At 73.2% G+C, this 18,380-nt stretch carries 20 protein-coding genes and 1 tRNA gene; 15 read left to right on the top strand and 6 right to left on the bottom strand.

The window, feature by feature from the left end; genetic code table 11:
- Window positions 1-17 precede the first annotated feature (17 nt).
- A complete protein-coding gene (locus ABD644_RS10510; RefSeq protein WP_344688798.1) occupies window positions 18-716 on the bottom strand; it encodes a hypothetical protein in 699 nt (232 codons plus the stop codon).
- Window positions 717-752: 36 nt separating this feature from the next.
- Between ABD644_RS10510 and ABD644_RS10505 the strand changes: the two genes are divergently transcribed.
- From ABD644_RS10505 to ABD644_RS10495, 3 genes are read left to right on the top strand one after another with little or no spacing between them, the layout of a single operon-like run.
- Window positions 753-1,730, top strand: coding sequence for a carbamate kinase (locus tag ABD644_RS10505; RefSeq protein WP_344688797.1), 978 nt, complete (start codon window positions 753-755; stop codon window positions 1,728-1,730).
- A complete protein-coding gene (locus ABD644_RS10500) occupies window positions 1,727-3,298 on the top strand; it encodes an AllF/FdrA family protein (protein WP_344688796.1) in 1,572 nt (523 codons plus the stop codon). The genes ABD644_RS10505 and ABD644_RS10500 overlap by 4 nt, the downstream gene beginning before the upstream one ends.
- A complete protein-coding gene (locus ABD644_RS10495) occupies window positions 3,295-4,485 on the top strand; it encodes an MSMEG_0565 family glycosyltransferase (protein WP_344688795.1) in 1,191 nt (396 codons plus the stop codon). Before ABD644_RS10500 ends, ABD644_RS10495 begins: the two co-directional genes overlap by 4 nt.
- 14 nt (window positions 4,486-4,499) lie before the next feature.
- On the opposite strand, the gene ABD644_RS10490 is transcribed toward ABD644_RS10495, so the two are convergent.
- Entirely contained in the window at window positions 4,500-5,075 is a 576-nt protein-coding gene (locus ABD644_RS10490) for a cupin domain-containing protein (RefSeq protein WP_344688794.1), read from the bottom strand.
- Between the two features lie 173 nt (window positions 5,076-5,248).
- On the opposite strand from ABD644_RS10490, the gene ABD644_RS10485 reads away from it, so the two are divergent.
- From ABD644_RS10485 to ABD644_RS10455, 7 genes are all read left to right on the top strand, one after another.
- The gene (locus tag ABD644_RS10485) at window positions 5,249-6,604 is read left to right on the top strand and encodes an FAD-dependent oxidoreductase (RefSeq protein ID WP_344688793.1); all 1,356 of its coding nucleotides are present in this window, start codon (window positions 5,249-5,251) and stop codon (window positions 6,602-6,604) included.
- A gap of 1 nt (window position 6,605) precedes the next feature.
- Window positions 6,606-6,875 (top strand): hypothetical protein, encoded by a 270-nt coding sequence (locus ABD644_RS10480; protein ID WP_344688792.1) that lies wholly within the window; start codon window positions 6,606-6,608, stop codon window positions 6,873-6,875.
- A 106-nt stretch (window positions 6,876-6,981) separates the two neighbouring features.
- Window positions 6,982-7,473, top strand: a complete 492-nt coding sequence (locus ABD644_RS10475; RefSeq protein ID WP_344688791.1) for an MSMEG_0572/Sll0783 family nitrogen starvation response protein — start codon at window positions 6,982-6,984, stop codon at window positions 7,471-7,473.
- 79 nt (window positions 7,474-7,552) lie between these two features.
- Window positions 7,553-8,221, top strand: coding sequence for a nitrile hydratase subunit beta (gene nthB / locus ABD644_RS10470; protein WP_344688790.1), 669 nt, complete (start codon window positions 7,553-7,555; stop codon window positions 8,219-8,221).
- Window positions 8,218-8,823: a nitrile hydratase subunit alpha gene (gene nthA / locus ABD644_RS10465; RefSeq protein ID WP_344688789.1), complete on the top strand. Its 606-nt coding sequence runs from the start codon at window positions 8,218-8,220 to the stop codon at window positions 8,821-8,823. The genes nthB and nthA overlap by 4 nt, the downstream gene beginning before the upstream one ends.
- On the top strand, window positions 8,820-9,212 hold the full coding sequence (locus ABD644_RS10460) for a nitrile hydratase accessory protein (protein ID WP_344688788.1): 393 nt from the start codon (window positions 8,820-8,822) through the stop codon (window positions 9,210-9,212). Before nthA ends, ABD644_RS10460 begins: the two co-directional genes overlap by 4 nt.
- Before the next feature lie 70 nt (window positions 9,213-9,282).
- Window positions 9,283-9,621: an OsmC family protein gene (locus tag ABD644_RS10455; RefSeq protein ID WP_344688787.1), complete on the top strand. Its 339-nt coding sequence runs from the start codon at window positions 9,283-9,285 to the stop codon at window positions 9,619-9,621.
- A gap of 94 nt (window positions 9,622-9,715) precedes the next feature.
- Here ABD644_RS10455 and ABD644_RS10450 read toward each other — a convergent pair whose 3' ends face one another.
- Complete coding sequence (locus ABD644_RS10450) at window positions 9,716-11,140, bottom strand: S8 family serine peptidase (RefSeq protein WP_344688786.1); 1,425 nt, start codon at window positions 11,138-11,140, stop codon at window positions 9,716-9,718.
- Between the two features lie 118 nt (window positions 11,141-11,258).
- Window positions 11,259-12,575 carry an aspartate aminotransferase family protein gene (locus tag ABD644_RS10445; protein ID WP_344688785.1) on the bottom strand — a complete coding sequence of 439 codons (1,317 nt, stop codon included), beginning with the start codon at window positions 12,573-12,575 and terminating at the stop codon, window positions 11,259-11,261.
- 292 nt (window positions 12,576-12,867) lie between these two features.
- On the opposite strand from ABD644_RS10445, the gene ABD644_RS10440 reads away from it, so the two are divergent.
- From ABD644_RS10440 to ABD644_RS10425, 4 genes are all read left to right on the top strand, one after another.
- Window positions 12,868-14,361 (top strand): DHA2 family efflux MFS transporter permease subunit, encoded by a 1,494-nt coding sequence (locus ABD644_RS10440; protein WP_344688784.1) that lies wholly within the window; start codon window positions 12,868-12,870, stop codon window positions 14,359-14,361.
- 19 nt (window positions 14,362-14,380) lie between these two features.
- Entirely contained in the window at window positions 14,381-14,926 is a 546-nt protein-coding gene (locus ABD644_RS10435) for a TetR/AcrR family transcriptional regulator (RefSeq protein ID WP_344688783.1), read from the top strand.
- A 183-nt stretch (window positions 14,927-15,109) separates the two neighbouring features.
- Window positions 15,110-15,316, top strand: a complete 207-nt coding sequence (locus ABD644_RS10430; RefSeq protein ID WP_344688782.1) for a DUF2191 domain-containing protein — start codon at window positions 15,110-15,112, stop codon at window positions 15,314-15,316.
- Window positions 15,307-15,729, top strand: coding sequence for a PIN domain-containing protein (locus ABD644_RS10425; protein WP_344688781.1), 423 nt, complete (start codon window positions 15,307-15,309; stop codon window positions 15,727-15,729). The genes ABD644_RS10430 and ABD644_RS10425 overlap by 10 nt, the downstream gene beginning before the upstream one ends.
- 28 nt (window positions 15,730-15,757) lie before the next feature.
- Here the strand turns inward: ABD644_RS10425 and ABD644_RS10420 are convergent.
- Window positions 15,758-15,845: transfer RNA gene (locus ABD644_RS10420), tRNA-Leu, on the bottom strand.
- Window positions 15,846-15,922: 77 nt separating this feature from the next.
- Window positions 15,923-16,960 carry a GGDEF domain-containing protein gene (locus ABD644_RS10415; RefSeq protein WP_344688780.1) on the bottom strand — a complete coding sequence of 346 codons (1,038 nt, stop codon included), beginning with the start codon at window positions 16,958-16,960 and terminating at the stop codon, window positions 15,923-15,925.
- A gap of 86 nt (window positions 16,961-17,046) precedes the next feature.
- Between ABD644_RS10415 and ABD644_RS10410 the strand changes: the two genes are divergently transcribed.
- Complete coding sequence (locus ABD644_RS10410) at window positions 17,047-18,375, top strand: M20/M25/M40 family metallo-hydrolase (protein WP_344688779.1); 1,329 nt, start codon at window positions 17,047-17,049, stop codon at window positions 18,373-18,375.
- Window positions 18,376-18,380 lie beyond the last annotated feature (5 nt).

Genomic DNA, 18,380 nt, shown 5'->3' with positions numbered 1-18,380 from the left:
CCCGGTGGAGGGTTGTGTCAAGACCCTGTGAGACGGCCGCGGGTGTCCGCCGCGGCGGCGTCCCGGGTCGCGGCGTCGGGATGGCTGCTCGGGCCGGGCTCGGCCGGGTCCTCGACCACCTCGCCGGTCGCGAGGTCGAGGCGGACCCGGTGGACGTGGTGGGTGACCCCGCGGTACTCGTCGTCCGGGACGGTGGTGACCAGGAGCGCGTGCCCGCCGGTGGTCGCCACCTCCAGGCGGGAGTACGGGCGATAGGGATCGCCGGCCGGGTCGCCCGACTCCTCGACCACCACCCACGCCGCGCCGGCGGCGCGTCCTTCCTCGGCCCGGCGCACCCGGCGCCGCGCGGCCTGCTCCCCGCGCAGCTCGCGGTAGCGCATCGCGAGCGCGGCCTGGGCCAGGAGTCCCAGGTCCACCTGGGTGGCCGGGATCCCGCTGTCGTCCGCCACGGCGGCGACCAGCTCCGGCCCGCGCTGGGCGGCAGCGACCAGGGCGCTGGTGCCGGTGCCCAGCAGTCGGAGGTGGTCGGCGGTGGCGCGGACCAGCCGGACGATCCGCTGGTAGAGCTCCGGGTTCTCCAGGACGGTGGGGTAGAGCCGCGCCTCCGCCTGCTCCCAGGACGAGGCGAGCAGTGTGGGCACCGGCCCGTCGTCGGGGTCCGGCGCGCCGGGCGGGAGACCGGCGTAGGGATCGGGTCCGACGACGTCGGGGCTCATTGCGCTCCTCGGGGCCAGGGGTTCACCATCATCAACATGCCGTCTCCTATCCGATCCGGTTCGGCCGTGGTGGCCGTCGGCGGCAACGCACTCACCCGGCCCGAGCAGCTCGGCAGCGCCGAGGAGATCGCGGCCAACGCCGCGGCCATGGCCGGCGCCCTCGCCGACCTGGTCCGGTCCGGCCGGCAGCTCGCCGTCGTGCACGGCAACGGCCCCCAGGTGGGCAACCTGGCACTGCAGCAGGACGCCCTGGCGGCCACCGTGCCCGCCCAGCCGCTGCACCAGCTCTCGGCCATGACGCAGGGCCAGCTGGGGGGCGTGCTGGCCCGGGCGATCGACGCGGAGTGCGGGGCCGGGACGGCCGTCGGCCTGGTCACCCACGTGCTCGTCGACGCCGCCGACCCGGCCTTCGCCCACCCGACCAAGCCGATCGGACCGTTCCTCGACCGGCGGGAGGCCGAGCAGCTCGCCCGGGAACGCGGCTGGCAGGTCGTGGAGGACGCCGGCCGGGGGTGGCGCCGGGTCGTGCCCTCCCCGCGGCCGATCGGGATCGTGGAACTCGCCGCCGTGCGCACCCTGCTCGCCGCCGGCGCGGTCGTGCTGGCCGCGGGCGGCGGCGGCATCGCCGTCTCCGCCGGGCCGGACGGGCGACTGACCGCACTGGACGCGGTCATCGACAAGGACCTGGCGGCCGCGGCGCTGGCCACCGCGGTACGGGCCGAGGAGCTCTACCTGCTCACCGGGGTCGACTGCGTGCACCTCGACCACGGCACGCCGCGGCAGCGGCCGGTGCACCGGCTCGACGTCGAGGAGGCGGCCCGGCTCCTGGCCGCCGGGCAGTTCCCGCCCGGCAGCATGGGGCCGAAGATCACCGCGGCCCTGGCCTTCCTGCGCGACGGTGGCCACCGAGCCATCATCACGTCTGCCGGGCTGCTGCGGGACACCGCCGACGGCCTGCCCGGTGCCGGGACGTGCATCGAGCGCTCCCCGGTGCCGATGGCGAACCTGGCATGACCGTCCGGGGGCTGCGGGTGCACCGCGACACGTACCTGGACTCGCTGCTGCTCATGGCCACCACCGTGACCATGGACCAGCGCAGCGGGGTGAGCTGGGCCGGCGCGGTCATGGCGAGCCCGCGCGGCCGGGAGGATCTCGCCGCCGCCGGCTTCCCCGCGGGCGATCTGGACGGACTGGACGGCAACGACCTCGTGCTCGCGGTCACCGCCGACGACGAGGAGAGCCTCGAGGCCGCCCTGGACGCCGGCCGCGAGGCGGCCTTCGCCGAGCGCCGCGAGGCGACGTCGGACACCGCCGCCGATGCGCCACCGGCCGACATCGCCGAGGCCGTGCGTCGCATGCCCGGCATGTCGGTGGCCGTCGTGTCGGTGCCCGGGGAGTACGCCGCGCTGGAGGCGCACCACGCCTTGACCGCGGGTCTGCACGTGCTGCTCTTCAGCGACAACGTGCCGGTCGAGGAGGAGGTCGAGCTCAAGGATCGGGCACTGCGCCTGGGTCGGCTGGTCATGGGCCCCGGCGCCGGCACCGCGGTCCTGGCCGGCACCGGACTGGGCTTCGCCAACGTGCTCTCGGCGGAACCGTCCCCGGGCCTGCGCGGGGTCGGCGTCGTCGCGGCCGCGGGCACCGGTGCGCAGGAGGTGTCGACGCTGCTCGACCGGTGGGGCGTGCCCGTCACCCAGGTGATCGGCGTGGGCGGGCGGGACCTCACCGCGCAGGTCGGCGGGCGGATGGCCCGGTCGGCGGTGCGCGCCCTCGACGCCGACCCGGACACCGGCGTGGTCCTGCTGGTGAGCAAGCCGCCCGATCCCGCCGTCGCCGAGACGGTGCTGGCCGAGTGCCGCAGCACTCCTGCCGTGGCGGTCTACCTGGGGCTGGACCGGCTCGACACCCGTGTCGACGGGAGCGGAGCGACGGTGCGGCAGGCGCCCACGCTGGAGGCCGGGGTGCGGGCCGCCGCCGCGCTGGCCGGGGCCGAGGTGCCCGTCCTGGACGGCGGGCTCCGCGAGCGGGTGGCGGCGGCCGGTGAACCACCGGCGGGCCGGACGGCGGTGCGCGGCCTGTTCTCCGGCGGCACGCTCTGCTACGAGGCCCAGTACGTGCTCGAGCGCCTGCTCGGCCCGGTGTGGTCCAACGAGCCGCTGCGCCCGGAGCAGGGCCTCCCGGCTCCCGACCGCGCGCACGTGCTGCTCGACCTCGGCGCCGAGGAGTACACCCGCGGCCGCCCGCACCCGATGATCGACCCGGAGCGCCGGCTGGAGCTGCTGCGCGAGGCCGCGGCCGATCCCACCGTCGCCGTCGTCCTGCTCGACGTCGTCCTCGGCCTCGGCAGCGCCGAGGACCCGGCCGGGCGGCTCGCGCCCGTGTGCGCGGAGGTGATGGCGGGCGGTGGCCCCCTGGTCGTCGCCTACCTGCTCGGCACCGAGGCCGATCCGCAGGGCTACCCGGCTCAGCGGACCCGGCTGGAGGAGGCCGGCTGCCTCGTGGCGGAGACCAACGCCCAGGCCGCCCGCGCGGCGGCGGCCCTGGTGCTGCGCCGTCCGGAACTCCTCGAGGAGGGGGCATGACCCCGGATCCGGCCGGGCACCGCCCGGTGGCGCTGCTGACCTACTCGACCAAGCCGCGCGGCGGGGTGGTGCACACGCTGGAGCTGGCGGAGGCGCTGGCCGACCTCGGTGTGCCGGTGCGGGTCGTCGCCCTCGGGGACCCGGCGGCCGGGTTCTTCCGCCCGGTGCGGGCGCCGGTGACCCTGGTGCCCGGCCCGGCCGGCGCGGCCGATCTCGAGGCGAAGGTGGCGGGCAGCATCGACTGCCTGGAGGCCGTGCTCACCGAGGTGGTCGCGGCGGCCCCCGGCGTGGTGCTGCACGCGCAGGACTGCATCAGCGCGCGCGCCGCCGCCCGGGTCCGCGAGGCGGCGGGGGAGCACGTGCCGGTCGTGCGCACGGTGCACCACGTGGACGACTTCACCAGCCGGGTGCTGCAGGACTGCCAGCGCGCGGCCATCCTCGAGCCCGACGTCGTCCTGGCCGTCACCGAGGTGTGGCGGGAGATCCTGGCCGCCGACTACGGCGTGGCGCCGTCGGTGGTGCCCAACGGCGTCGACGTGGCGCGGTACGCCGACGGCTCCCCGGCCCGGGCGGCCCAGCTCCGGGCCTCGGTGGGGGCGACAGACCGGCCGCTCCTGCTCGCGGTCGGCGGGCTGGAACCGCGCAAGGGCAGCGACAACCTGGTCCGCGCGCTGGCGGCGGCGCGCCGCCGGTCGGGTCTCAGCCCGGTCCTGGCCGTGCTGGGCGGGCACTCCTTCCAGGACTACCGCGCGTACCACGACGCGGTCCTCGCCGAACTGCCCGCGCTGGGGCTCGAGCTCGGCCGCGACGTCGTCGAGGTCGGCACGGTGCCCGACGCGGACATGCCCGCCTGGTACCGCGCCGCGGACGCGCTGGCCTTCCCGTCGGTCAAGGAGGGCTTCGGGCTGGCGGTGCTCGAGGCGATGAGCGCCGGGGTGCCCGTGGTCACCAGCGACCTCCCGGTGTTCCGCGAGTACCTGGTCGCCGGGCGGGACGCGCTGCTCGTCCCGGTGGGAGACGTCGACGCCCTGGCCGACGCGCTGCTCGCCGTCCTCACCGACGGCCGGCTGCGGGCCGCGCTGGTCGCGGCAGGGCACGCCGTGGCGCAGCGGTTCACGTGGGCCGCGAGCGCCCGGCGCCACCTGGAGGTCTACGCCGATCTCGACCGCACCCCTGCCCCCGCCTGACGGGCAATCGGCCCTTACTGCGGGCGCAGTGCCATCCAGAGGGCGACGGCGTCGCGGGAGCCGGGGTTGCGCCAGAAGTGCGGCTGCACGGTGCGGAAGTGCAGCGAGTCGCCCGGCTCCAGGCGGTAGCACTGCTCGTTGACCACGAACTCCAGTTCGCCCTCGAGCAGGTACACCAGCTCTTCGCCCGGGTGCTCCATCGCCCGGTCGCCGCTGCTGGCGCCGGGCAGGACCGTGGCGCGTGCTCCGGCCAGGTAGAACCGGCCGTAGGCGCCGCTGATCCCGGCCAGGTCGATCCCGGTGTGCGAGGTCAGGATCGGCCGCCGGTCGCCGTCGCGGATGAACACCGTCGGGTCGGCGGCTTCCTCCTCCTCGTCGACGAAGTAGGCCACCGGCCGCCCCAGCGCCCCCGCGAGCTTCAGCAGGGTCGTGATGGTGGGCACCATGCCGCTCTGCTCGATCTTGTGGATCGCCGCGGCGGAGACGTCGGACCGACCGGACAGCTGCTGCAGGGACAGTCCCGCCTGCTTGCGCAGCGCGCGCAGCTTCGGGCCGATGCCCGACACGATGCGGGTGAGTTCCTCGGTCATCTCCGCCTTTCGCACGCGACGCCGGCATCGCGGTCACATCGGAAACCCGATTATCGGCCCCGCGTCACCGGAGGCCTTGACGCCGCTGTGTGGAGCTACCCAGGATAGTGCACGCCTCGTTCCCCATGCTGAACGCCGATCCCCGGGTCTCACCCGGGCGAAGGAGGCCCCTCGTGGCCAGCCCGACTCCAGCACGGCGCATCGTGATCATCGGTGGGGGAGCCGCGGGCATCGGTGCGGCCGGGGCGGCCCGCGGCACCGACCGCGAGGCCGAGATCACGGTCTACACCGAGTACGAGGACGCGGCGTACAGCCCCTGTGGCATCCCCTACGTGCACGGCGGTGAGATCCCCGACTTCGAGCGGCTCTTCCTCGGCACCAAGCAGCAGTACGCCGACCAGGGCATCGACATCCGCTACCAGACCGCGGTGCAGGCCATCGACGCCCGCGGCAGGAACGTGCGGGTCGGCAACGGCCCGCCGGTGCCCTACGACGCGCTCGTGATAGCCAGCGGCTGGGACTACGGCAAGCCGGACGTGCCGGGCGCCGACCTCGCCGGCATCTACTACATGAAGAACATCCGCGAGGCCATGCGCTGGGACGAGGTGCTCGACGGCGTCCGCAGCGCCGTGGTCCTCGAGGCGCAACCGCTCGGCATGGAGATGGTCACCGCGCTGTGCCACCGCGGCATCGAAACCCACCTGGTCGATCCCAGCCCGTGGGCGCTGTCGATGGCCACCGATCCCGACATCGTCGCCCCGGTCCAGGAGTCCTGGCAGGAGATGGGCGCGCACCTGCACTTCAACACCACGCTCGAGGCGATCCTCGGCGATGCGTCCGGCCGGGTGCGCGGTGTGAGCACCACCGACGGCGAGATCGCCTGCGACCTGGTCGTCGTCTGCAGCCACAAGGTGCCGCGCACCGACCTCGGCGCGGCCGCCGGGCTCGCCGTCGGCTCGGCCGGCGGCTTCGTCGTCGACGAGACCATGGCCACCTCGGTGCCCGGCGTCTGGGCGGCCGGGGACTGCACCGAGATCCCGCACGGGGTCAGCAACGTGCCCATCCAGGGCCTCTCCGGCAGCCATGCGTACGCGCAGGGGAAGGTGGCCGGGGTCAACGCGGCCGGCGGGCGGCGGGCGTACCAGCCGGTGTACGTGCCGTGGGCGATGGTCGCCGGCAAGTGGATGATCGGCGGGGTCTCCTTCAGCGAGACGCTGGCGACCGCGCTGGGCATCCCGTTCGTGACCGGGCAGGCGCAGGGCATCTCCCGTGCCCGCTACTTCCCGGACGTGAAACCGGTCAAGGTCAAGCTTCTCGCCGAGCCGGGCGGGCTGCGGCTGATCGGGGCCCAGATGGTCGGCGGCGAGGGGATCAAGGAGCGGGCCGACTTCCTGGCGATGGCCGTGCGCAAGGGCATCACCCTGCGCGACCTGGCGACGATGGAGAACGTCTACTCCCCGCCGATCGGGGCGCTGAACGAACCGATCGCGATGGCCGCCCAGGACGCCCTCGCGCGGCTGGGGAGCTGAGGTGCCCCCCGTCCGGGCGTCGTTCGCCCGCCGTCTGCGCGAGGTCTCCGAGCGCCAGCTGATGGTGGCCGCGCAACGCGACGTGTGCGGTCGCTACGGCACTGCGCCACCGCCGCCGCCGCGGGGGGTGGACCGCTTCTGGCAGCGGGTCTACGTGCCCGTCTACCACCGCCTTCCCTGGAAGCTGCGCGCCACCGTGATGCGCGCGATGCCGGGCAGCCACCGCCGAACCTGGCACCGGCCCGACGAGGGGAGCGGCCCGGCCGTCTGACGGCGCACACGAGGAGAACGCACACGAGGGACCGCACGCGAGGAACGAACGAACGGCAGGAACCCCCACCCGTCCAGCGACAGTCATCGAGTCCAGGAGAACCGCCATGAGCAGCAAGACCGTCGACATCCCCAAGGCCCAGGACGGCGACGTCCTCTACGACATCGAGGAGAAGGTCTTCCCCGACATCAAGGCCGAGGCGGGGCAGAAGGCGTTCATCTTCATCCACACCGTCCCGTTCGAGGGCTCGGTGGCGCTGGTGAACCTGAAGACGGCGACCCGGCTGGTACGCAAGGGCTTCGAGGTCCACATCGTCCTCTACGGCCCGGGCGTGCTGCTCGCCTCGCGGACCCGCGGCTTCCCGTCCGTGGGCACCGAGGGCTTCCCCGGCAACCTCGCCGTCAACGAACAGCTCAAGACGCTCATGAAGGAGGGGGCGTCCATCTACGCCTGCCGCTTCGCCATGGGCGCCCTTTACGGCTTCCGTGAGGACGACCTCATGGATGGCGTCAAGGCGTTCAGCCCGCTCGACGTGCTCGACTCCGCACTGACCGCGTGGAAGGAAGGCGCGTTCCAGCTCAACACCTGGACCGTCTGAGCAGGGACCCCCTGCCCCCATCGCTCGCGGCGGGCCCCTGCGGGGGCCGCCGCGAGCCCACGCCGGACGAGGAGCCGTGATGAAGGATCGTGTGCACGACATGGGCGGCCGGGACCGCTTCTTCGGCCCGCTCCCGCCGATCGACCCGGACGAGAAGCCCTTCCCGCACGAGTGGGAGAGCAAGGCCTTCGCGCTGGCACTCTTGGCCAACCGGGTGTCCGGCGCCAATCTGCACGCCTTCCGGCACGCGATCGAGCGGGTACCCGAACCGGACTACCTCTCCGGCTACTACGAGCGCTGGCTGGCCAGCGCCGAGATCCTGCTGCTGGACAGCGGCGTCCTGGCGCCGGGGGCGGTCGAGGCGCGGGCCCGGCGGCTGCGCGGGGAGGACGTCGAGGAACCGGCCGCTCCCGAGGCGCACAAGCCGGACATGCCCAGCGGTGGCGGTGGCAACCTGCGCACGGTCGACCAGCCGCCGGCCTTCGCGGTGGGTGACGCCGTGACCACCCGCGCCGAGATGCGCGCCCCGCACACCCGGTTGCCCGCCTACGCACGCGGCCGGACCGGAACGGTGACCGCGCTGCGGCCGGGACACGTCCTCCCCGACACGGCGGCGATCTTCATCGGGGAGTACCCGCAGCACGTCTACTCGGTGGACTTCACCTCGCGGGAGCTGTGGGGCGACGGCGCGGAACCGGCCACCGTGACACTGGACCTGTTCGAGAGCTACCTGAAGAAGGCGGAATGACCACCGACATCGAGGACACCGTCGCGCCGGGGATCGAGCCGGCCCTGCGGGCCGAAGCGCTGGAGTCGCTGCTGCTCGAACGCGGCCTGATCGACACCAAGACGATCGAGACCTTCATCCGCACCTACGAGACCGCCGTCGGACCGATGAACGGCGCGAAGGTCGTGGCCAAGGCGTGGACCGACCCCGAGTACAAGAGGTGGCTGCTCGAGGACGGCACCGCCGCCATCGGCTCGCTGGGGTTCAAGGGTCCGCAGGGCGAGCACATGGTCGTCGTCGAGAACACGCCGACGGTGCACAACGTCGTCGTCTGCACGCTCTGCTCCTGCTACCCGTGGCCGGTGCTGGGGCTGCCGCCGTCCTGGTACAAGGACCCGGCCTACCGGTCGCGTGTGGTGAAGGAGCCACGGGCGGTGCTCGCCGAGTGGGGCACCGAGCTGGGTCCGGACGTCGAGGTGCGGGTGCACGACTCCAGCTCGGAGGTGCGCTACCTGGTGCTGCCCGAGCGTCCGGCCGGCACGGAGTCGATGTCGGAGGAGGAGCTGGCCGGGCTGGTCACCCGAGACGCGATGGTCGGCGTGCGGAAGGTCGCCGCGCCGTGACCCTGTCGACGAACCATCGGCCGACTCTGCAGCTGGACGTCGAGGGCCCGGCCGCGCCGCCCCGGTCGAACGGCGAGCTGGTCTTCGCCGCGCCGTGGGAGGGCCGCGCGTTCGGTCTGACCATGGCGCTGGTCGACGCCGGCGCGATCTCCTACGAGACCTTCCGCGCGGAGCTGATCGAGCAGATCGCCGCCTGGGAGGCCGACCCGCCGGTGGGGGAGTGCTACAGCTACTACGGCTGCTGGCTGCGGGCCCTGGAGCGGGTGGTCGCCGCGGCGGGGCTGGTCTCGGTCGGGGACGTCCGGGAGCGCTCCGCGGCGTTCGCCGCCCGGCCGGCGGGTCACGACCACCGGCACGGCGACGGGCACGGGCACGACCACGAGCACTGAGGGCGACGCCGCCGAGCGGGGCGGGACCAACACCGCCGTCGCGACGTGGCAGGGCGACTGGCTGTGTTCGGTGCAGGCCGGGGGGTTCCGGCTGACCGTCGACGAACCGCCGTCGGCCGGCGGCACCGGGCAGGGGCCGATGCCGACCGACCTCCTGCTCGCATCGCTGGCCTCGTGCTACGCGCTGGCACTGGCGTGGGCCGCGCGCAGGCGGGGCGTCGACCTCCCCGACCTGACGGTGGAGGCAACGGGGACCTACGCGGGCCAGCGGTTCCGTGAGCTCGCGATCACGGTGCACACGAGCCTGCCGGCCGACGTCGTGACGCCACTTCTCGAGCCGGCGCGACGGGTCTGCTACGTCTCCAACACCTTCGCTCAGGCACCCGAGCTGGTCGTGCGCCTCGGCTGATTCGTGCCCCGGCTGCTCCCCGAGGCCGGCCCGTCACCGGTCGACCCCGCGGCTGCCGCAGGAGCGGGTCGGTCGCAACCGCCCCGGAGCCCGGCTACGGCTGGACTGCTGCCGCGGCGTCCAGCCTCGGCCCGGTGACGGCGGCCGGCGCCGTCGGGACCCCGGAACTGCGCGCGGTGTCGAGGATCCGCTGCCGGGCGTCGAGGCCGCCCACGCCGAGATCCGCGAGCATCGCGCCCACCCCGGCAACATGCGGGGTGGCCATCGAGGTGCCGGCCTTGACGCCATAGCCCGGCGTGCCGGTGCAGGAGTCGACCTCCGCCAGGTCCAGCGGCACGGTGGACCAGATGCCGCCGTCGCAGGTGAGCACGCCGCCCCCCGGCGCCGAGACGTCGATCTCGAGGCCCCAGTCGGAGTACACGGCCGGGTCGCTCTCGGTGCCGTACGCCCCGACGCACAGGGCGGCGTCCTGCCAGACCTCCCCCTGGCCGCACCAGGGGACCCCGTCGTTACCGGCCGCGAGGGTGACCAGCACGCCGGCGTCCGCGGCCTCCTGGACCGCCTCGGCCCACCCGTCGTCCAACGGTGCAACGGGGTTGGAGATGACCGGGCCGCTGCCGACGATGAAGCCGATGCTGACCGTGATGACGTCCGCGCCCTGCTCGGTGGCGTACCGGGTGGCGGCGGCCAGGTCGCCGACGATCGAGCCTTCGTCGTCACCCACGCGCACGGGCATGATCGTCGCGTCCGGCGCGACGCCCGTCACGCCCTTGCCGTCGTCGGCCGCGGCCACGGTTCCGGCCACGTGCGTGCCGTGGCCCTGCCCGTCGTCGACGTTCTCGTAGCCGCCGCAGGGGACGGGCACGCCGTCCGGGCAGACCCACGACATCGGGGCGGTGAACCGGCCCTCGAACTCCGGGTGGTGGACGTCGACGCCGGTGTCGATCACGGCCACGACCGCGTCCTCGCCGGTCGAGGTCTCGTGGGCCAGCCGGGCCCCGATCTCCTCCAGACCCCACATCTGGTCGGAGAAGTCGGGGGCGTCGTACTTCTTCGGGCGCGGCGGCCGCTCGCTGGCGCTGGGGCGGTCGCCCCGCTCCCGCGCACCGAGCGTCGCGCTGCCGGTGTAGGACGAGGGCTCGGTGACCAGCCAGGGCTGCACCCGCACCTCGTAGGTCCCCGCCGCGTCGGGGACGGTCACGCTCTCGTCGCTGGCGGCGTTGGCCGAGGACCCGACCAGCGCGCCCTGGGCGTCGTGGACGTAGAGGTCGAAGTCGGCGGACTCCACCGGGCTGCTGATGGAGACGACGAGCGGGTCGGTGCCGTCGCCGTCGACGGTGATCGTGACGTGGTCGCAGACCAGGTTCTCAGGATCCTGCGCCGCCGAGGGGCAGGGCAACGCGGTGGTGGCCGCGACGTCGTAGGTGGCGCCCTGCCAGGCGAAGTCGGTGCGCCGGTCGACGGTGCCGGCGTCGGGTTCGGCCGCCAGCGCCGGGGAGGCGAGTAGCGAGCTCGCCATCAGGAGGAGGACGCCGACTGGTGGCGTGAGTACCCGGGAGATTCGCATGGCCGATCCCTTTCGCGGGGGGACTCCCGCTCAACGAGGCCGGCCGGGCGGAGTTACGCCCTCCCGGGGCTCAACCCGTGACGTCCGTGATGGCCCGGTCGAGGATCTCCAGGCCCAGGTCGAGCTCCGCGTCGGTCACCGTCAGCGGTGGCGCGATGCGGAAGACGCCGCCCATGGCCGGCAGCTGCACGATGTTCATGGACAGTCCGAGGTCGAAGCACCGCCGGCTGATCGCCGCGCCGGTCTCGGGCGCGGGTGTGCGCGAGGAGCGGTCGGCGACGATCTCGACGCCGAGGAGCAGCCCACGCCCTCGGACGTCGCCGATGCACTCGTGGCGCTCCTGCAGCTCCACCAGACCACGCCGCAGCCGGTCGCCGGCCACGGCCGCGCGCTCGGCGAGCCGCTCGCGGGCGACGACCTCCAGGACCGCGAGCCCGACCGCGGCAGGGAGGGGGTCCGAGACGTGGGTCGTGTAGAAGAGGAACCCGCGCTCGTGCGCACGCTGCTCGATCTCGGTCGTGGTGAGGACGGCAGCCAGCGGCAGGCCGGCGCCGAGGGTCTTCGACAGCGTCAGGACATCCGGCGTCATCCCGTCGCGTTCGTGGGCGAACATCCGGCCCGTGCGGCCGACGCCCGTCTGCGCCTCGTCGAGCACGAGCAGCATCCCGCGCTCGCGACACCGCTCCAGGAGGGCGTGGAGGTAGCCCTCGGGCAGGTCGATGACGCCGCCGGAGGACAGGATCGGCTCGGCGATGAACGCCGCCAGCCCGCCCGAGGTCTGCCGGTCGACGAGGTCGAAGCCGTCGTCGAGCTCCCGCTGCCAGTCCAGCGCGCCGTCGGCGGTCGTGAACCGCGGCCGGTAGGCGTTGGGGGCGGGGATCGCCATCGAGCCGACCGCGGGCGGTCCGTAGCCGCGACGTCCGGCCGAGTAGGTGGCGGAGGCGGCGGCGCCGGTCATGCCGTGCCAGGACTGGCTGAAGCCCACGACCTCCCAGCCGCCGGTGACCAGCCGCGCCATCCGGAGGGCTGCCTCGTTGGCCTCGGCCCCCGTGGTCAGCAGCAGCACCCGGTCCAGGCCGGGGACCAGCGTTCCCAGGGCCTCCCCGAGATCGATGACGGGCCGGGAGAGCATCCCGGAGAAGAGGTGGTCCAGCCGGCCGACCATCCCGGTGACGACCTCGACGATCGCCGGGTGCGAGTGCCCGAGGATGGCGCTCATCTGCCCGCTGGTGAAGTCGAGGACCGCTCGGCCGGAGGCGTCGTGCACGAAGGCGCCGGCCGCCCGATCTGCGACGAACGGCACGAACTCGCCGGCACCCATGTACCGGACGAGGTGGCGGGCCGCCCGGTCCAGGTCCGCTCGGTCGGTGGGGGAGAGGCCGGTCACCGGGCGCACGGTATCGGGAAGCGACGCCCCGGTCACCGTGCTCCAGGCGGTCGCCGGGAGCCAGGACAGCGCCGCGGGCACCTCTGGTCGGCGACGGCGCGGGGGACTCGGTACGTCGCCAGACTTCGCCCGCGACGGCTTGACAAAGGCTAACGGCGTTAGCCACACTGGCTAACGCCGTTAGCCAACGTCAATCCGTCGTCAAAGTCTGAGGTGCGCAATGCACGGACGCCCTGCCACGCAGCCCCTGGGTACGCGCGGAGACAGTCACCCTCATCGCTGGCGCATCCTCGTGGTCCTCCTTCTGGCGCTGCTCGTGACGTCGATCGACCACACGATCATCAACGTGGCGCTGCCGTCGCTGGCCGTCGATCTGGGTGCGTCGTCGGCAGGGCTTCAGTGGATCGTGGACTCCTACACGCTCGTGTTCGCGGGGCTGCTGCTGATCGCGGGCGCCCTGGGGGACCGGTTCGGCCGCCGTGGTGCACTCGCGGCCGGCCTCGTGGCGTTCGCGGTCGGCTCCGTCGTCGCGGCGTCCGGGTCCTCGGTTGCGAGCGTGATCGCCGGTCGGGCCGTGATGGGCATCGGGGGAGCGCTGATCATGCCGGCCACCCTGTCCATCCTCGTGAATGTGTTCGGAGATCCGCGAGAGCGGGCGAAGGCGATCGGGGTCTGGGCCGCTGTGAGCGGGGCGGGCATCGCCATCGGCCCGATCGTCGGTGGTGCGCTCATGACCAGGTTCAGCTGGTCGTCGGTCTTCTGGATCAACGTGCCGCTGCTGCTGGCGGCTCTGGCCCTGACTTTCCACCTGGTTCCCCGGTCGCGGGCGGGGCGCCCGTCGAGGCTCGATCCCGTGGGTGCGGTGCTGTCCATCGCGGCGATCACGGCCGTCACCTACGCCGTCATCGAGGCGCCCGAGAACGGATGGACGTCGGCGGTCACCGGGTTGCTGCTCGTCGCCGGTCTGGCGATCGCGGTCGTGTTCGTGTGGTGGGAGCTCCGGCGTCCGGAGCCGATGCTGGACGTGCGACTCTTCCGTCTCCCGGCGTTCACGGCGGCCAGCCTCTCGCTGACCCTGCTCTTCTTCGCCATGGCTGGTGCGATGTTCCTGCAGGCGCAGTATCTGCAGTTCGTGCTCGGCTTCTCGGCGCTCGGCGCGGGGGCAGCTCTCGTCCCGGCGGCGCTCGGCATGCTCGCCGGCACGGGCCTGGGGTCGCGTCTGTCCGCCGCACACGGCGCACGGCTGGCGGTGGCCGCAGGCACCCTGGCCGGTGCCCTCGGCCTGGCTGTGCAGGCGGTCTTCACCGACGGCGGGTCCTACCTACCCACCGGGATCGGTCTGTTCCTGTTCGGACTCGGGGCGGGCGTGGCGATGCCGGCGGCGACCGACTCGATCATGGGCGCCCTGCCAGCGGCTCGCGCGGGCGTCGGTTCGGCGGTCAACGACACGACCCGCGAACTCGGGGGTGTGCTGGGCGTCGCCGTCGTCGGCAGCGTGGCCGCGACCGCGTACTCCACGTCGATGCAGGCGGCGACGCTCGGCGGTCCCGGGCTGCCGGAGGCGGTCCGGACCGCGGTGAACGACAGCATCGGGGCGGCGATGGCGGTGAGCGCCGATCTGGGCGCCGACGGTGCCGGTCTCGCCCGGGTCGCGGTGGATGCCTTCGTCGGTGGCATGGGCGGTGCCCTGTGGATCGCCGCCGCCGTCGCCCTCTGGGGCACCATCGTCGCTGCCGTCCACCTGCCCCGGCCGCAGGCCCCCGCCGCACCGACCCAGCTCGCCTGACGTTCGGAGGTCATTCCCGATGAGCGAGACCGATCGATCCCGACCGGTGGGTACGGAGCGGCAGCGGGACATCGTTGCCGCGGCACTCCGGATCCTCATCAGCGAGGGGCCGGCCGCCGTCACCATGCGGCGGGTGGCCGCCGAGCTCGGCATCCAGGCCCCCTCCCTCTACAAGCACGTCACCGACAAGGGCGTCGTCGAGGAACTCCTGCAGCAGCACGCGATGGCTGAGTTCGGAGTGGCCCTGCGCTCTGGCGGCCGTGCCCCTCGCGACGTCGCTGCCGCCTATCGCAGTTGGGCACTGCAGAACCCGCACCTCTACGAGTTCGCCGTGCGCCGACCGATGCGGCACGACGCCATCGGCGCCACCGAGCAGTTCGCTGCCGAGCCGCTGATCGAGGCCGTCGGCGGTGATCGAGACCGGGCGCTGGCGCTTCTCGGGCTGGCCCACGGGCTGGTCGACCTGGAGCTGAACGACCACTTCCCGCGCGGTACCGACATCGACGCGATCTGGCGGGCCGGAGTCGATGCCATGGCGGCAGATCGGTCATCGACGCCGACCTGACCGTCACGACGGGCCGTCCCCACGAGCTCCTGCGCTGGCCGGTGCGCTCACCGTGGCGCCGGCTTTTCGCCGCCGCGCTACACCACCCTCGACCGCGATGAGCCCCCACAGCGAGCGTGGACAACGCGATCATGCGGATATATGCTGCTGAACCGATAGACATATATGCCGGGGGGTTGTGCAATGACCAAGCGCCTGATCGACCTCGATGATGAACTGCTTGCTCGAGCGCAGAGGGAGCTGAACACCAGCGGGGTGTCGGACACGGTCCGCGCCGCGCTGGGGCAGGCCGCAAGCGCGGCCGCGCGTGCGCGGCAGGTTGCCTGGCTGCGAGAGGGTGGCTTGGAGACGTTGGCCGATCCGGAGAAGCGGACTGACGTGTGGCGGTGATCGCCCGGTTTCTCATCGACACCAGCGCGGCGGCCCGTATGCGCGTGGTTGCCGTCGCGGACCGATTGGAGCCGCTCATCACCGGCGGCCTGGTCGCCACTTGCGCCACCCTCGATGCCGAGGCGCTCCACAGCGCTCGCAGCCCGGCCGAGTACGAGCAGGTGCGTGCGGACCGCCGAGAGGCGTACGAGTACCTGCCCACCGACGACGTTCACTGGCAGCGTGCCTTCGACGCCCAGCGAACGCTCGCCCGAAGCGGGCGGCATCGAGCGGTGGGCATCACCGATCTGCTCACCGCGGTGCTCGCCGCGGAACACGGGGTCACGGTCCTGCACTACGACGGCGACTTCGAGATCGCCGCCGAGGTACTCGACTTCGAACACCGGTGGGTCATGACACGAGGAACCGTGTAGTGACACCCATCAAGAGGTGTGCATGAGCTGGTGTCCGAGGGGGGACTTGAACCCCCACGCCCGATAAAGGGCACTAGCACCTCAAGCTAGCGCGTCTGCCATTCCGCCACCCGGACGAGTGCGTCGCAAAGACTACCCGACCGTAGCGCCGGGTTCGTGCACCCCCCGACCCCGGCGGTGGACCGGGCGGGAGTCAGGCCGAGGCGACGGCGACGCGCCCCCGACCGGCGCGCTTGGCGTCGTAGAGCGCGGTGTCGGCCGCGGTGTAGAGCCCGCGCCGGTCGCTGGAGTGTTGCGGCACGTGGGCCACGCCGACGCTGATCGACAGCGCCAGCAGGGTTCCGTCGGCGAGCGTCAGCGGCGCGGACCGGACGCCGTCGAGCAGCTCCTCGGCGCGCAGCACGGCGACGTCGCGGGAGCAGCCCGGCATGAGCACGGCCAGCTCGTCACCCCCCAGCCGGGACAGGACGGCGTCCTCGGCCCGCACGCCGCGGCGCAGGACGGCGGCGAGGTGGACGAGCACGTCGTCACCGACGGGGTGGCCGTGGTTGTCGTTGATCGACTTGAAGGCATCGACGTCGATGAGCACCAGGGCGGTGCCGCCCGGCACCGAGCGGTTCAGGGCCGCCTCGAGCGCGCTGTCGAACGCGCGGCGGGTCGCCAGGCCGGTCAGGGCGTCGATGGTCAGCTGCTGCTGGAGCGCGGCCACGAGCCGCTCCTGGGTCCGGTTGGCCCGAAGCAGCATCACCGCCATCACGGCCAGCACCGCGCCGAAGAAGACGAAGTCGGTGAACGCGGCCGGCGCAGGCATGAGGGCGAACAGCGTGGCGCCGTCGGCGATCAGCGCCGTCCCCGTCACGAGCGCCACGGCCGCCGGCCGCAGGTGGAAGGCGGCCCACAGCACGGGGAACGCGAAGAACGCCTGCGCCGCGGCCGACGTGTCGGCGGTCAGGAAATTCAGGGTGCAGATCAGGACGACGCCGCCGACGGCGATGAGGACGCCGACGCCGAGCCGGTCGAGCCGCTCGGCGGGGACGACGGTGCACGCGACGGCCGCGGCGATCAGGGCGGCCACACCCGACCAGTGGATGGTCAGCACCAGCGGGCCGGCATCGGTCTCCTGGAACGAGGTGAGGCCGGCCACGACGGCAGCGCAGACCAGCAGGATCAGCCGCAGGCTGTGCGCGGCTGCCTGGGGGTCACGCGCCCGCAGTGCAGTCAGGAACCTCACGTCAGAGGCTTCGGCAGTCGGAGCGGAACGATCGAGGTGCGCATCACCCGCACGGGTGGGATCCGGACGGTGGCACGATCGGCCCCATGGCCGAGACCCCCGCCCCGCCCCTCGCCGGCGCCCAGGACGAGGTGGCCGAGCTGCTGTCGGACCTGATCCGGATCGACACGACCAACACCGGCGACACGACGACCAGCGCGGGGGAGCGGGCGGCGGCGGAGTGGGTGGCCTGCACGCTCGCCGACGTCGGCATCGAGTCCGAGATCCACGAGTCCGAGCGCGGCCGCGCCAGCCTGGTCGCCCGCATCGAGGGTGCCGACCGGTCGCGTCCGGCCCTGCTCGTGCACGGTCATCTCGACGTCGTCCCCGCCGACCCGGCCGAGTGGAGCGTCCACCCCTTCTCCGGCGAGGAGCGCGACGGCTACGTCTGGGGCCGGGGCGCGGTGGACATGAAGGACATGGACGCGATGGTCCTGGCACTGGTCCGCGACTGGGCCCGCACCGGCGTGCGGCCCCCGCGCGACATCGTGCTGGCGTTCGTCGCCGACGAGGAGGCCGGCGGCAAGCTCGGCGCCCGCTGGCTGGTCGACGAGCACCCCGACCTGTTCGACGACTGCACCGAGGCCATCAGCGAGGTCGGCGGCTTCTCCATCACCGTCCGCGACGACCTGCGCCTCTACCTCGTCCAGACGGCCGAGAAGGGGCTGGCCTGGATGCGGCTCACCGCCGGCGGCAAGCCCGGCCACGGCTCGTTCGTCCACGACGACAACGCCGTCACCCGGCTGTGCGAGGCGGTCGCCCGCCTCGGGTCGGCCCGGCTGCCCACCGCGCTCACCCCGCCCATGCGCCAGTTCCTCGCCGCTGTCGAGGACGCCTACGGCATAGAGATCGATCCCCACGAGCCCGAGCAGGCGCTGGCCCGGCTGGGCTCGATCAGCCGGATGATCGGCGCCGCCCTGCGCAACACCGCCAACCCGACGATGCTCCACGCCGGCTACAAGGCCAACGTCATCCCGGGCACGGCCTGCGCCACCGTCGACGGCCGGTTCCTCTACGGGCAGCAGGAGGAGTTCGAGCGGCAGCTCGCGGGCCTGATCGGCGAGGGCATCGAGCGCGAGTGGCTGGTGCTCGACAACGCCGTCGAGACCACGTTCGACGGCCCGCTGGTCGATCAGATGGTCGCCGCGCTCAAGGCCGAGGACGACGGCGCGCGGCCGGTGCCCTTCACGATGAGCGGCGGCACCGACGCCAAGAGCTTCGAGCGTCTGGGCATGCGCTGCTTCGGGTTCTCGCCCCTGCGGCTGCCGCCCGACCTGGACTTCGCCTCGCTGTTCCACGGCATCGACGAGCGGGTGCCGGTGGAGTCCTTGCAGTTCGGCATCCGGGTGCTCGACCGCTTCCTGCGCTCTGCATGATGTGG

Origin of the sequence: Blastococcus jejuensis (assembly GCF_039534705.1) — a bacterium.
GTDB classification, from domain to species: Bacteria; Actinomycetota; Actinomycetes; order Mycobacteriales; family Geodermatophilaceae; genus Blastococcus_B; species Blastococcus_B jejuensis.
The sequence above is the reverse complement of the archived record's forward strand: the minus strand, read 5'-3'. Positions and strand labels throughout refer to the sequence as shown.